Genomic DNA, 14,002 nt, shown 5'->3' on the forward strand with positions numbered 1-14,002 from the left:
ATTCGTTAGACTAACCGCGAGCAGGGTATCCTGTAATACATACATTATCCCCGAGCTGTTCCACCGTTATTTCCTTTAATGTGATGGCCTCACTCATCTTCTCAAATCCATCGAAGACGATATTTCCAGGCGCTGTGAAGCCCCCAATAATCTTCGGTGCAAAAAAGAGCATGACCTTATCAACACAACCTGCCTCAAGCATCGAGCCATTCAAGCGTCCGCCGCCTTCGAGCAATATCGAGCTGATCTCCAGCTCGCCCAATCGATCCATCGCTAGTGCTACATCGACATGGTCACCTGTGCCGCAGCGAAGCACGGTAGCCCCTTGCGCTTCAATCTCTCGTACACGTTCCGGATTTGCCTGATCCGTTGTAATAATAATCGTTGGCGCAACCCCATCCTGAAGGACTTTAGCATCCTTCGGAATACGAAGCTTCGAATCCACAACGATTCGTGTTGGATGCAGACCTGGTACTGGCAGTCGAGTCGTTAGACTTGGATCGTCCGCGAGTAGGGTTCCGATCCCGACCATAATGCCTTGATGCTGATGGCGGAGTGTATGTACGATTTCGCGAGCCATCTCGTTCGAGATCCACTTGCTATCGCCAGTCTTTGATGCAACTTTGCCATCTAATGTGCTCGCTGTCTTCAGCGTTACGAATGGACGTCTTGTCGTTATATATTTAATAAATTTCTCATTGAGTTTGATCGCTTCAGCTTCCAAGATACCTACTACAACCTCGATCCCATGCGAACGTAGCATTTCGATCCCTGTCCCCGCAACTTGTGGATTCGGATCTAGACAAGCGACAACGACGCGTTTCACGCCTTCACGGATCAACCGTTCACTGCAAGGCGGCGTCTTTCCATAGTGACTACAAGGCTCCAACGTCACATATGCGGTACTTCCTGCAGCTTCTGCTCCCGCCATATTCAGTGCATGGACTTCAGCATGCCCCGTGCCGCGCTGCAGATGCGTACCGAGCCCGACAACACGCCCGTCCTTGACAACAACACATCCAACAACCGGATTAATTCCCGTCTGGCCAACGGCTCTCTCAGCCATTTGAAGTGCAAGTCGCATATAAAATGCATCATTCATGACTTCCACCCTCATCCCCACCTTTCTCTCTCCAGTTCTCTTCTTAGCATGGCAAAAAACCCCTTGGTGCATGCCCAAGGGGTTAGAAGTTCGGTTCAACGTCAGACTCATACCTATGAAACGAATCCTGATTCATCTTTAAATAGACGTCACCAAATAAAGTCAACGCAATTGCCTTTTATAAAAAAAGCGCGTGAACTCCCGCAGATTCGATTCTGTGTCTTTCGTTTCCTTCTCCCATCCAGACTTTACTGTCGGTCTCGGATTTACACCGAGTCAGCCTTCACCCGTCTTGCTGCCAAGACATGGATCCGGGTCACGGACTTCACGAGTTTTACGCTCGTATCACCGCCGGTTGGGAATTTCACCCTACCCCGAAGGAACATCACATTTTCTCACACAGCTTATCATCTGCGCTTACAAAAAGCAAGCACATCCATCACTGCAAGAAGGCCTGAACCATGTTATAGAGAGATGATCCTCAAGCCTCCACATAAAACAAAAACCCCGCAAGCCAATGCCTACGGGATCTTATGTATGCTAAAATTTAGACTTCAGTCACTTGAACCGTTTCCATACGGTCTTGGCCTTTGAATGTATCGACATGCTCCATACCTGATACAACTTTACCAAATACAGTATGTTGTCCATCCAAATGCGGTTGTGGTTGATACACGATATAGAATTGGCTGCCGCCTGTGTTACGGCCTGCATGGGCCATAGCAAGTGCACCGCGCTCGTGTTTGTTCGGATTAATTTCGCAATTAATTGTGTATCCAGGGCCGCCTGTTCCTGTTCCTTTTGGGCATCCGCCTTGCGCGACGAATCCAGGAATAACACGGTGGAACGTAAGTCCGTTATAGAACCCTTCATTCGCTAATTTTTCGAAGTTCGCTACTGTATTCGGCGCATCCTTTTCGAATAATTCAATTACAACTTCTGCGCCATTCGCCATTTTGATGTTTGCTTGTTTAGCCATTGTATAGAACACTCCTTATTTGTTATGTAAAAATCTACACCTTAGTTTACTATGAATAGGCTGGAGAAGCAAAACTTCTATGAAAGTTCCATTGAAAAACATAAAACGGCCTCCCTTCTACCGAAGGGGGCCCCTGTGAACTCTCAATTACGATTATTTCGTTAGAGCTACTTTCTTCATCCGCTCAGGAATCATGTCATTCCCGACGATATTATCGAACGATTCACGTGCAACCACGATGTCCGCTTGCCCATCCTTTGCGAACACAACAGATGGGCGACGAATCCGGTTGTAATTGCTCGCCATCGCATAGTTATACGCTCCTGTACAAGCAACAGCAAGCAGATCCCCGCTGTTCACTTTTGGCAAGTCTAAATCCCAGATCAACATATCACCGCTCTCGCAGCATTTCCCAGCGATTGATACGGTCTCAACCGTCTCTTCATTAGCACGATTCGCTAGAATCGCTTCATATTTGGATTCATACAGCGCTGGGCGCGGGTTGTCCGTCATGCCGCCATCAACAGCGACATATTTACGTACACCAGGGATCTCTTTGCTCGTACCCACGGTGTACAACGTCGTCCCTGCATCCCCGACGATACTGCGGCCTGGTTCGACCCAGATCTCAGGAAGCGTATCGCCTAATGCAGCGAAATGCATCTTCACGCCATCCGTGATGGCTTTAACATATTGCGAAACTTGAAGAGGCGTATCGCCTTCCACATAACGAATCCCAAAGCCTCCGCCGAGGTTTACCACTTTAAATATCACATTCAGTTCATCACGCACTCGAAGCGCGAACTGCGCAACACGTTCAACCGCCATCTGGAATCCTTCCACCTCAAAAATCTGGGAACCAATATGCGAATGAACGCCCAACAAATCAAGATTCGTAAGGCTTGAAGCTTCACGTACAGCAACAAACGCAGACCCATTACCAATATCAAATCCGAACTTCGAATCCGTCTGGCCAGTCGAGATATATTCGTGGGTATGTGCTTCAACGCCAGGTGTTACACGCAAGAGAACGTTCACACGCTGACCCTTCTCAGCTGCGATGGAATTGAGCAAATGCAATTCGATGAAGTTATCGACGACGAAGCAACCAATACGTGCATCAATCGCCATCTCGATCTCTTCGATCGTCTTATTATTTCCATGGAAATGAATACGGTGTGCAGGGAAACCCGCTTGAAGCGCTGTATAGAGCTCACCATCAGATACAACATCAAGAGACAAGCCCTCTTCATCAGCTAAACGGCACATCGCCATGACACAGAACGCCTTGGATGCATATGCAACCTGAAAATTCAATCCGGATTCACGGAAAGCTGCAATATACTCACGGCAACGTTTGCGAACCAATTCCTCATCCACAATATATAAGGGGGTTCCAAATTGAGCTTTCAAATCCGTGACGTCGCATCCGCCGATCTCTAAATGTCCTTGGGAATTAATCTGACTTGTGCCATGTAAGTACATATCATATCTCCTCTACTTTTTCATCTATATGTCGGATTGGAAATGTTTACGTTCCAAATTTTACAACATTATAGCAAATAATCTGTAGAAGAAGAATGGACTAATTTGCAGATCATTTGTATTTTTATTTATTCGGATTTTTGCTTTCTCATTTTCGTACTATCGACAGTTTGGTTGTAACTCGGGCGTTTTTTCATATTTAGCACAGGCTTACGGATGATAATATTGAGCATCGCCTTTGCATTAAATGGTATGAACGGCCACAGGTACGATGAGTTGTAAGACCGATGCACTGCAAGAAACAAGATGACGATTGTTGATCCGACAATGAATCCAGCTCCTCCAAAAATAGCCACTGCGATCAACAGTAGCAATCGAACAATCCGGTTGGCAAGGGACAATTCATAGCTCGGTGTCGCGAACATCCCGATGGCGGCGACGGCCATGTATAAGATAACTTCGGGAACGAACAACCCTGCCTTCACCGCGACATCACCGAGGAGAATCGCCGCCATTAACCCCATCGCTGTCGAAAGCGGTGTTGGCGTATGAACGGCAGCCATCCGCATCAGGTCTACCCCGATTTCTCCAATGAGAAACTGGACTATTAAAGGCAGCTTACTCACTTTTTGCGCTCCAATAAAATTAAACACAGCTGGTTTAAATTCAGGATGCGTGGCCAGCAACAACCACATCGGCAGCACGAAAAGTGATGCGAATATACCAATGAATCGCACCAACCTCAAATAGGTCCCCATAAATGGCGTCTGCCGGTTCTCTTCCGCATGCTGGCATAAATCGAAAAAGGTCGTTGGCAGGATCATTACAGAAGGGGAAGTATCCACGAATAAGACGATGTTGCCTTCTAATAGTTGAGCTGCAACAACATCGGGTCGCTCCGAATATCTTGCGAGGGGGAAGGGATTCCAGCTCTTGTTAATGATCGCTTCCTCCAGCTGTTTATCAGCTAGCGGCAGACCGTCAATGTCAAGCTCTTTTATCTTGTTGCGTATCGATTCCACATCTCTGGAACTGGCAATATCATCGATAAAGGCAATAGCAACATCTGTCCGTGTTCTTCGGCCCACTTGAATAAGCTCGTAATGAAGTCCTGGATCCCGAAGTCTGCGGCGCACGAGCGTGACATTGGTTAGCAGCGTCTCAGTAAACCCGTCACGCGCACCGCGTACGACCCGCTCCAGTGACGCCTCTTCCGGCCCTCTGCCGGGGAAGTTCTTTACATCCATCACTATTGCAATCGATTCATGCTCGATGAACAGTGCACTCCCACCCGCAAGCACTTTGTTAATGGTTTGACTCATCTTATGCACTTTCTCTACTTGAATGTGAGGGATATAGCGTTCAAAAATTGTTTTTACCGCATTCGCGGTCAATTGTTCGGGCATAAGATACGTTAATCGTTCCAATACCAAGGTCATCACTTCGTCTTTAGCAAATCCATTCAAATAGAATAGCCCCGTTCGACGATCTCCGAAGGTCATCTCCCGAAATATGACATCAAAGCTTTTATTAAGGCCAACGACATGCTGCAATGTATTCTTTATTTGTTCAAGCCTTTTTGCAACTTGATCATCCGATTGCCAATAAATAATCGCTTCCTCAATGGTATCCGATTTCTCGCTATTCCGATGATGAGTCTGATCATTATTCTGGTCCTGGTTCCCTTGATCATGCCCTTGCATATCCTGGCTACGGTGGTGGTCGGGATGCAAATGTTCAGGAATCGGGTCTGCATTTTTCCCCATGAGATTCATGGCTTCATTCGGAACATCATTTTCATGGGGTGTATTGTTATTCGTCTGCATGCTAAATCTCCCTTTATCCTCATCTCAATCTTGTTTAGTGATAAATTAACCAATCAAATAATGACCCAGTTACTTTACCAAGTACCATTGCCATTAATAATCCGAACATGTAACGTACGATACCTAGTCTTTTGGCTAGAATCGGGAGTACATTCAGTACCTCTGTTAGAGCTGCAGCGAGTAATCCGATAAATAATCCATGGAGAAGGCCAATCGATCCAGACAATATCGGTGTGAGCCACGCAACTCCGAATTTGAAATCCCAGAAGTCAGCGACTGTCCAATATAATGAACCGCAGACCATCGCCCCTTCGAACCAATGTACTTTATCGTAAGAGCGCGTTAGTTGGGCTAGCCTCGGTATAATATCCAACACGATAAATAACGCAACAAGCCCACCTCCCACTGCGATACCTCCAGCCAATCCGATGAATAGATTACTGAATATCACAAGCGCATCAATCACGCGAATCACCTTGTTTCTGAAGCCGATCATATTCTCCCGTCACAACAAAATGATTCAAATTCTCTTGATACAGAAATATCTCAAGCTCAAGCGGTGTCGGCTCCTCATTAAATTTCTTCTTAAATACATGATTAAAAAACACAACCATACCAAAACCTATTCCAATCGAATAGGCAATCTGAAACAAGATAGGCCGCTGCGTCTTCTGTCCCGAAATCAGCTCGACAATGCGTTGTTGAACTTCGAGCATACTCACATCCGCATGGAAATTCATTATAGCGAGTCCAGAGCCGAAGAATAGCAATAACCACACTAGAATGAACAGCAGAACGCTTGGCTTCTTCGGTTGGGTTACAATATCGATCAACACATGAGGCTCGCCAAAATACTCAATTTTCATTCCTGGCTCTATCTGATGCACGGCGCTCACAATGCGCATCATATCAATCATAATGATATTGCCATCTTCTTTCCGAGGATGATATAACACGAGCCCTGACAGCCTGTCGTACCAAGTGGGATCGATGAGCAGCTCTGCAATATGGCCAAGGGTTATCGATTTTCCTCGCTGAAGTGAAACACGTCTTCGAAGACGTAAATATAGTGTAGGGGGGGATCGAAGTTCCATCCAAAAATGATCCTCCTTTTTTCGGATTTCGTTCCATGTGTACCCTTAGTATGGGAATTGTTGTTGAAATCTAGTCACTTAAATCTCTTGCATCCATCGACAAGATGTATTACATTATATGTATAGATACTCATATATTCATTAAGGTGGTGTACATACCCATGCATGATCCTAATCAACGTTCCGAAGAATCCCTTCCCTGCACGACCTTGGATGAGGAAACGCTATTCATGGTGTCTCAGACATTCAAAGCGTTGTCAGATACGACACGAATTCGCATTCTTCATTTACTCTCACAGCGCGAATGCTCAGTCAATGAAATCGCTGAAGAATTATCCTTACTTCAATCAACAGTGTCCCATCAATTAAGATTTCTCAAAAATCTAAGACTCGTCAAATTTCGCCGAGCCGGAACAACCCTATACTACTCGCATGATGATCAGCACGTCATGGATTTACTATCTGAAGCGATACACCATGCATGTCATGACTAGCTAGGACCAAGAATAGCATGAGAGGTGAGCTGTTATGGAACAACAACAATTTCGTATACGTGGACTTAGCTGTGCAAATTGCACACGTGAAATGGAAGAAGAAATACGTAAGCTCGAGCATGGCGCTGAAGCGACAATAAGCTATAACACAGGTAAATTAACCGTCAATTCGAATATAGCGATCGATCAAGTTGAGCAGATTCTACGTCGTGACGGTGCACGAATGGAGCCGCTCCATTCATCGAATCATATCGAATCAACGGAACATAATGAACATGAACATCATCATCAGCACCCTGCGCACGGAGATGGAGAAGACCATCAACATCCAGGCCATGCCCATGATCACAAAGGTCATGATCACGGGCACGACCACCACGCACATAGTCATGATCATTCGCATGCGGGCGGACAACGCTTACCGATAATACTCATTACTTCTACGTTGCTATTTGGTATCAGTGCAATTTGGGGCAGCGCCATGGGAAATGCCGTATCCATCGGGATGTACCTGATTGCCATCGTACTTAGCGGATACAGCACCTTCATGCAAGGTGCTCGCAACGTCCTTCGTTTGAAGTTCAATATTGATACATTAATGACTATTGCGTTAATCGGGGCTATTGCGATTGGGGAATGGAAAGAAGCGACGCTTGTTGCAATCCTATTCGGTCTGAATGAGTGGCTTGAAGGACTCGGAATGGAGAAAGCTCGTAGATCGATGGAGGCGCTGCTTCAAGTCGCGCCGAAGCAAGCCACACGCATTCGTGATGGTGTTGAATCCATCATTCCGATCGCAGCTCTTCAGGTCTTAGATATCGTTCTCGTCCGCTCTGGTGAGAAGATCCCCTCAGACGGCACGATCATGGAAGGTCACAGTTCCGTGAATGAAGCAGCCATCACCGGTGAGTCGCTGCCAGTTGATAAGCGTGTCGGCGAATCAGTATTTGGCGGAAGCATCAACAACGAAGGGGTCTTGAAAGTTCGAATCAATAAAGCTTATGCGGATTCCTCTCTCTCTCACATTCTGCACCTCGTTGAGGAAGCGCAAGAGACGAAGACGCCGACCGAACTGTTCATTAATCGATTTTCAACCTATTACACGCCAGCAGTCATTGTCATCGCCATACTCGTTATGCTGGTACCTCCGCTATTCCTCGGTGCGAGCTGGGGAGCATGGTTCTATCAAGGTCTTGCCGTACTCATTGTCGGTTGTCCATGTGCACTTATTCTCTCATCTCCGATTGCCATTGTGTCCGGGATTACACGCAATGCACGAAACGGTATTTTGATTAAGGGCGGCGTTCATCTGGAGCAGTTAGGCAAGGTCGATACCCTTGCATTTGATAAGACGGGAACACTCACGAAGGGCGAACCGCATGTGGAGAGAACCATCACGTATAATCATGATCGGTTCTACCCTGTTGCCGCGGCGATTGAGAAATCATCCTCCCATCCGCTCGCGAAAGCGATTATGAAAAAAATCGCGGATACGGATATTGAAATGCAGGAACCGGACTCTATTCAGACTGTACCTGGGCAAGGGATCGTCGCAATGATCGAAGGAACAAGATACCGTGTAGGTAATGAACGAAGCTTAACGGATTTCGTTATCCCTTCTATCGCTCAGAAAGATATTGAATTATTAAAACAGGAAGGGCTCACGCTAGTCCTAATCGCGGATGACGATCATATTCTAGGAATGTTCGGGATTGCGGATGAAATCCGTCCCGAAAGTGCACAAGTAATTGATGAATTGCATCGTCTAGGCATTCGTCGTACCGTAATGCTGACAGGAGACCATGAGCGAACAGCGAGCAAAGTTGCAACCGCGGTTGGTGTGCGTGAAGTTTACAGCGGGCTAATGCCTGAGGATAAAGTATCACAAGTGCGAACCCTTGCTTCGCAAGGGACGGTTGCCATGATCGGCGACGGGATTAACGATGCACCTGCCCTCGCTTCCGCACAATTAGGAATTGCGATGGGAAAAGGAACGGACAGCGCTATCGAAGTAGCCGACCTCGTCCTCATGCAGGACCACCTCGGCAAACTGCCGGAAGCTATACGTATTGCAAGACGCGTGAACCGCGTCATTCGTACGAATATCGTATTCGCGCTCGGGCTCAAAATCATCGCTCTTCTCCTCACCATTCCCGGATGGTTGACGCTATGGTTCGCCATCCTATCCGATATGGGCGCGACGATTATCGTCACTTTGCTCAGCTTGACGATCTTAATCCAGCGGAAACAATAAAAACGCAAAAAGAACCTTCAACGCCCGTCATGGGGTTGAGGGTTCTTTTCGATTCATGCTGCTACGCCAAGACTGCAGCGACCATCTTCGCGACTTCAGCACGCGTGATCGAGTGCTTCAGCTGAAGATCGCCATTCGATGAGCCTTGAATAATTCCGGCTTGCACCAGCGCTTTAACGGCATCTCTAGACCAAGGCGAGAGCTGCGACTCATCCACAAGCTTCGACGCACTTCCCGCTCCTGCTGGAAGGTTATTCTTCCACGCACGGTATAGGAGCACGCATGCTTCTTCACGCGTCATCGCTTGATTCGGCTGCAAGCGACCATCTGGGAAGCCTGTAATAATACCGGACACGTGTAAAGCTCCCACATAAGGACCATACCACGCCTCGGGTGAGACATCCTTGAATGTTGCTCCAGCTGCGGCTACATCCATGTTCAGTGATCGGAATAACACCGCTATATACTCGGCTCTTGTTATTTTGTCATTCGGCTTGAAGCTGCCGTCGGGTCTTCCCACAACAATGCCTTTGTCCAGTAGCTTCTGAATATAGCTTGCGGCCCAATGCCCCTTCACATCCGCAGGGGTTGGTACGGTAGTAGGCTTCGGCGCAGGCTCTGGTTTCTTCTCAGGCGTTGGTCCTGGCGTTACGATAGGTGCAGGCGTCGTCGATGGACCCGGTGTTGATGTCGGTCCGTCTGGTTTCGGACTCGGGCCTGGATTCGCAGTAACCGTGACAATGGCCTGCGCACTGCCATACCCGTCTGCACTGGTTACTGTAATTACAGCGGTGCCGACCTTGCGTGGCTGAACGTTACCTTGTGCATCGACTGCAGCTACCGTGGCGTCCGAGCTGGACCAAACCACAGACGCATCGCTACCTCCTGCCGGTCGAACGACTACGTTCAACTTTGCGGAGGAACCTTGCGCCGTTAAAGATACGGCATTGCGGTCCAAGGTCACTTGCGTCACGTTCAATTGGTACACCCCAACTCTGCCGCCCACTTCAAATGCTGCAAGCAAGAGCGGTTGTCCTGTAGGACTGTCCGTCGCCGGAATGAACTCGATCCCTTCTGGACCCGTGTCCGTATCTAAATTCGCCTTGCCAAGGCTATCTTGGAATACACGTGTATTCGTATAATTCACAAATGCAGGCGACAATGGATTGGTAACATCATAGGTCATAATGCCGCCCACTCGCTCCAAGCCGACAAATGCAAGCGTTCTGTTCCCTACGACGCCAAGCTCGATCCCCTCAGGTTCAGGGCCTTTCTTCGTGCTTCGATCATCCTTCGCAATCTTGCTATTGCTAGCGTTGAAATAATCTGGCAGACGTTGACCCGTTATCGTCTCGAAATCACTGCCGCTGTCATAGACTTGTTCCATGCTATCAGCCTTCCAGATCGAGAACGAACGCCCCCCGAACATGTAAATCCCATCTTTTCCAAAATCAGCAGCAACCTCAACTTTATCGTACTTCGTTGAACCGCGCAGAAAGGCATAGGCCTCCGAATTCGGATCCAATGCGGCTTTCACATCTTTAACAGTCACAGCGTTCGTCATCCCTGGCCATTCCGTTGCATCACCTTCGTTTGCCGTGAAGAGATAGGTCTGCCCGTTCATGGTCGCGGCTTTGATTCCATCCGGCATATAGACACCTTGGAAGGGCGCATTCTCCAGCAGAATATTGCCATCCTTCTGAAGATCCAGCGCATTTACTGCCGCATTGAAATCTTTATGCCCGAGGCTCTTCACAGATATCACTTGTTTCGATGCGATATCCACGGTCGCGATGGCATTATTCTCCTGCAGTGCCACATAGGCCGTCTTATAATCCTCTGACAACGCGATATATTCCGGCTCTAGATCATATTTCGCCTCTTCTTTGCCCGCTGATTGTGTAATGACACCCTTGGCGAGATTTTTTTTATCCCGAATATGTACGGCATCATCAATGACTTGCGGATTATCAAAGTATAATTGCGTACTCTCTCCGGTGTCCGTATCTACAATCGTTACGCTGCCAGGCGCGTCCTGCGTACCTAATCGCGGCTCTGCTTCGTCGGCTGTCAACACGTACTTTCCATCGGGCGTTACCTTCACCATATCCGGCTGAACGCCTGCTGGATATGAAGCTGTAAGGTTCCCTTCGTAATCTAAGGCAAGAATCTTGCCTTGCTTCATCGCATCCTTCTCTTGCACGGCGACATAGACACGCTTCTTCACGTGATCGATATCAACGCTCGTCAGATCACCGAACACGAAGCCGTCCTTTTCCGATAAGTCCTTCACGAGTACCGTTTTATCCAATTGCAGCTGACCTTTGCCTTGGCCTAAATTGACAATTTCAAGACTGGGCGGCGTGGCAGAACCGTTGACCAGATACATCTTTCCATTGTCTTTATTGTATTTCACGATTTCAGCGACACCGCCGTCCGCATTGGTCGTACCGACAGCGAACTCTCCGATTTTCTCGATGCTGATGCGATCTGCGATGTACGAGCGATGGTACACCGTTTTCAACTGGTATGACTGCATCGCTTGCAACGGGCTTGGTGTGCTCGCATCCGTCACAGCGACCGACACGGCCGCCCCGTTCGTAATCGACGTCGGCGTTCCGCTAATGATGCCATCGGGCGATATTTGCATCCCCTTCGGCAATCCTGTCGCTTGGAACGAATACGGTGCAATACCGCCATAGACGGCAATCGTCACTGAATACGGCTGCCCAACTTCGGCGTCGGGCAACGTTGTCGTCTTAATCGACAATGGCTCAGGTGCAACCATCTTCTCTGCTGTTGCTGGAGTCTCTTGCGATGTAGATGTTTCTCCATTATGTATATCCGGAATGACTTCACCCTCTGCCTTAGCCAGCGTACCGCCGGTTACCATGCCCCCGAGCACTAATTGTGATGTTAATACGATCGCAAGCAGTTTCTTGCTATGCTTGTTCACAATCCATTCACTCCTATACATTCAAATTTGCAGCAACTGTACTAGTAGAAGTGTAATGCGTGTTTATTAAGGCATTGTTAATGATTTTTTGAGAATTTGTAAAGAGGCTGTCCCTTTAAGGAACAGCCTCTTTCGCCTGATCATTATTCAACGAGCTCGCTTAAGACACTACCAATGCTATCCGAAATGACGAGGTCCGCCATACGATCCATCGGGGTTGAACTTTTATTAATGAGGATGAACTTGTTGCCCCGATACAACCGGACTAGACCGGCTGCGGGTTGAACGGTCAGCGAAGTGCCGGCAACGATCAGCATATCGGCTTGCTGAATATCATGGGCCGCGCGATCAAGAAGCTCCATATCAAGACTTTCTTGATATAATACGACTTCTGGTTTGATCAGCCCTCCGCAATTCTTACAATAAGGCACGATCCCTTCCGATGCTATCACCGCATCCAGTCCATAACGCGATCCGCAATCCGTGCAACGGTTCCTGTGGATCGAACCATGCAATTCAAGCACGTTTTGGCTGCCCGCTTTTTGATGAAGACCGTCAATATTTTGGGTTATAATCGACTTGAGCTGGCCTCTCTGCTCGAGCCTGACCAACGCTTCATGCGCTTGGTTCGGCATCGCATCGGTATAGACCATTTTGGACTTATAGAACGTATAAAAATCCTCTCTCCGTTCCCAGAAGAAGTCCCGGCTTAATATGTCTTCCGGCGCATATTTCTCATTCGTCCCTGTGTTATATAGACCACTCGCCGATCGGAAATCAGGAATTCCGCTTTCCGTCGAGGTCCCCGCACCGCCGAAAAATACGATGTTCCGACTCTCGCTGACGAGCTTCTTCCATTCATTCAACTGCATACGACACCTGCTTTGCTCTTTTCTTCGATCCTTCTATTGTAACAGACTATATCATAAATTGCCTGGCCAGCTCTCGAATTTAAAGAGGTTGTTCAACAAGTCATCTTTGGATCACGCAATTACAGGGAAGTTTACAAACAAAAAAGCCATGACTGGATTCCAGCCATGACTCTACACGCGACAACTATTGGGCGATCTGTTCTTTGATCAATTGCAGAATCTTTTTCTCTAGCCTTGAGACCTGCACTTGGGAAATACCAAGCCGCCCTGCCACCTCAGACTGTGTCTGATCTCGATAATATCGTAGGTAGACAATAAGCCGCTCGCGTTCGGACAATCCTTCAATCGCATCACTCAGCGCAAGCTTATCGAACCACTTCTCTTGCGATTCATCCGCAATCTGATCCATGAGGGTGATTGGATCACCGTCATTCTCGAATACGGTCTCATGAATCGACGTCGGAGGTTTGTTCGCCTCTTGTGCGAAGACCACATCCTCCGGTTCAATGCCAAGCGCTTCAGCAACTTCCTTCACCGTCGGCAGGCGATTCAACGTCTTCGACAGCTCATCCTTCATCTTACGAACTTTATTCGCGAGCTCCTTAAGCGATCGGCTTACCTTGAGGGTACCATCATCACGCAGGAACCGCTGAATTTCACCGATAATCATCGGCACTGCATAAGTGGAGAACTTCACATCATACGACAGATCGAACTTGTCGACTGATTTCAGTAGTCCAATACAACCGATTTGAAACAAATCATCCGTCTCATAGCCCCGGTTCATAAATCGCTGTACAACTGACCAGACGAGCCGGATATTGCAATTAACAAGTGTATCTCGTGCGATCGAATCACCGCTTTGGCTCAGCGCGATCAGACGTTTGACTTCCGTATCGTCGAGATAACTTTGCGAAGTTTTCTTCAAATCGACATCCAT

11 protein-coding genes and 1 riboswitch are annotated in these 14,002 nt (G+C 47.8%); of the genes, 2 read left to right on the plus strand and 9 right to left on the minus strand.

The window, feature by feature from the left end; genetic code table 11:
* Nucleotides 1-10 precede the first annotated feature (10 nt).
* The 6 genes from ribD to AC3WU2_RS11775 all read right to left on the minus strand — a co-directional run bounded on the left by ribD (nucleotide 11) and on the right by AC3WU2_RS11775 (nucleotide 6,486).
* Nucleotides 11-1,111: a bifunctional diaminohydroxyphosphoribosylaminopyrimidine deaminase/5-amino-6-(5-phosphoribosylamino)uracil reductase RibD gene (gene ribD, locus AC3WU2_RS11750; protein WP_492454270.1), complete on the minus strand. Its 1,101-nt coding sequence runs from the start codon at nucleotides 1,109-1,111 to the stop codon at nucleotides 11-13.
* A 216-nt stretch (nucleotides 1,112-1,327) separates the two neighbouring features.
* Nucleotides 1,328-1,488, minus strand: a riboswitch (FMN riboswitch).
* A 161-nt stretch (nucleotides 1,489-1,649) separates the two neighbouring features.
* Nucleotides 1,650-2,081 carry a peptidylprolyl isomerase gene (locus AC3WU2_RS11755; protein WP_018755260.1) on the minus strand — a complete coding sequence of 144 codons (432 nt, stop codon included), beginning with the start codon at nucleotides 2,079-2,081 and terminating at the stop codon, nucleotides 1,650-1,652.
* Nucleotides 2,082-2,234: 153 nt separating this feature from the next.
* Nucleotides 2,235-3,566 (minus strand): diaminopimelate decarboxylase, encoded by a 1,332-nt coding sequence (lysA, locus tag AC3WU2_RS11760; protein ID WP_492454273.1) that lies wholly within the window; start codon nucleotides 3,564-3,566, stop codon nucleotides 2,235-2,237.
* A 128-nt stretch (nucleotides 3,567-3,694) separates the two neighbouring features.
* A complete protein-coding gene (locus AC3WU2_RS11765) occupies nucleotides 3,695-5,269 on the minus strand; it encodes a spore germination protein (protein ID WP_492454701.1) in 1,575 nt (524 codons plus the stop codon).
* 157 nt (nucleotides 5,270-5,426) lie between these two features.
* Nucleotides 5,427-5,888: a stage V sporulation protein AB gene (locus AC3WU2_RS11770; RefSeq protein ID WP_492454275.1), complete on the minus strand. Its 462-nt coding sequence runs from the start codon at nucleotides 5,886-5,888 to the stop codon at nucleotides 5,427-5,429.
* Nucleotides 5,851-6,486, minus strand: coding sequence for a stage V sporulation protein AA (locus tag AC3WU2_RS11775; RefSeq protein WP_018755256.1), 636 nt, complete (start codon nucleotides 6,484-6,486; stop codon nucleotides 5,851-5,853). The genes AC3WU2_RS11770 and AC3WU2_RS11775 overlap by 38 nt, the downstream gene beginning before the upstream one ends.
* Before the next feature lie 161 nt (nucleotides 6,487-6,647).
* Here AC3WU2_RS11775 and AC3WU2_RS11780 point away from each other — a divergent pair, with 161 nt between their 5' ends.
* Nucleotides 6,648-6,980: an ArsR/SmtB family transcription factor gene (locus tag AC3WU2_RS11780; RefSeq protein WP_018755255.1), complete on the plus strand. Its 333-nt coding sequence runs from the start codon at nucleotides 6,648-6,650 to the stop codon at nucleotides 6,978-6,980.
* A 34-nt stretch (nucleotides 6,981-7,014) separates the two neighbouring features.
* Nucleotides 7,015-9,234, plus strand: coding sequence for a heavy metal translocating P-type ATPase (locus AC3WU2_RS11785; RefSeq protein ID WP_492454278.1), 2,220 nt, complete (start codon nucleotides 7,015-7,017; stop codon nucleotides 9,232-9,234).
* 61 nt (nucleotides 9,235-9,295) lie between these two features.
* On the opposite strand, the gene AC3WU2_RS11790 is transcribed toward AC3WU2_RS11785, so the two are convergent.
* The 3 genes from AC3WU2_RS11790 to sigF all read right to left on the minus strand — a co-directional run bounded on the left by AC3WU2_RS11790 (nucleotide 9,296) and on the right by sigF (nucleotide 14,002).
* Nucleotides 9,296-12,190: a choice-of-anchor I family protein gene (locus AC3WU2_RS11790; protein WP_492454280.1), complete on the minus strand. Its 2,895-nt coding sequence runs from the start codon at nucleotides 12,188-12,190 to the stop codon at nucleotides 9,296-9,298.
* A 143-nt stretch (nucleotides 12,191-12,333) separates the two neighbouring features.
* Nucleotides 12,334-13,062 (minus strand): NAD-dependent protein deacylase, encoded by a 729-nt coding sequence (locus AC3WU2_RS11795; RefSeq protein ID WP_492454282.1) that lies wholly within the window; start codon nucleotides 13,060-13,062, stop codon nucleotides 12,334-12,336.
* A 184-nt stretch (nucleotides 13,063-13,246) separates the two neighbouring features.
* A complete protein-coding gene (gene sigF, locus AC3WU2_RS11800; protein WP_018755251.1) occupies nucleotides 13,247-14,002 on the minus strand; it encodes an RNA polymerase sporulation sigma factor SigF in 756 nt (251 codons plus the stop codon).

It is taken from the genome of Paenibacillus sp. EB106-05-06-XG162, from assembly GCF_058791655.1.

What these genes read in the sequence shown, in the direction of transcription:
- AC3WU2_RS11785 (WP_492454278.1), top strand. Translation starts at nt 7,015, where the DNA reads ATGGAACAACAACAATTTCGTATACGTGGACTTAGCTGTGCAAATTGC.
- sigF (WP_018755251.1), bottom strand. Translation starts at nt 14,002, where the DNA reads ATGGATGTCGATTTGAAGAAAACTTCGCAAAGTTATCTCGACGATACG.
- AC3WU2_RS11780 (WP_018755255.1), top strand. Translation starts at nt 6,648, where the DNA reads ATGCATGATCCTAATCAACGTTCCGAAGAATCCCTTCCCTGCACGACC.
- AC3WU2_RS11775 (WP_018755256.1), bottom strand. Translation starts at nt 6,486, where the DNA reads ATGGAACTTCGATCCCCCCCTACACTATATTTACGTCTTCGAAGACGT.
- AC3WU2_RS11755 (WP_018755260.1), bottom strand. Translation starts at nt 2,081, where the DNA reads ATGGCTAAACAAGCAAACATCAAAATGGCGAATGGCGCAGAAGTTGTA.
- AC3WU2_RS11765 (WP_492454701.1), bottom strand. Translation starts at nt 5,269, where the DNA reads ATGCAAGGGCATGATCAAGGGAACCAGGACCAGAATAATGATCAGACT.
- lysA (WP_492454273.1), bottom strand. Translation starts at nt 3,566, where the DNA reads ATGTACTTACATGGCACAAGTCAGATTAATTCCCAAGGACATTTAGAG.
- AC3WU2_RS11795 (WP_492454282.1), bottom strand. Translation starts at nt 13,062, where the DNA reads ATGCAGTTGAATGAATGGAAGAAGCTCGTCAGCGAGAGTCGGAACATC.
- AC3WU2_RS11770 (WP_492454275.1), bottom strand. Translation starts at nt 5,888, where the DNA reads ATGATCGGCTTCAGAAACAAGGTGATTCGCGTGATTGATGCGCTTGTG.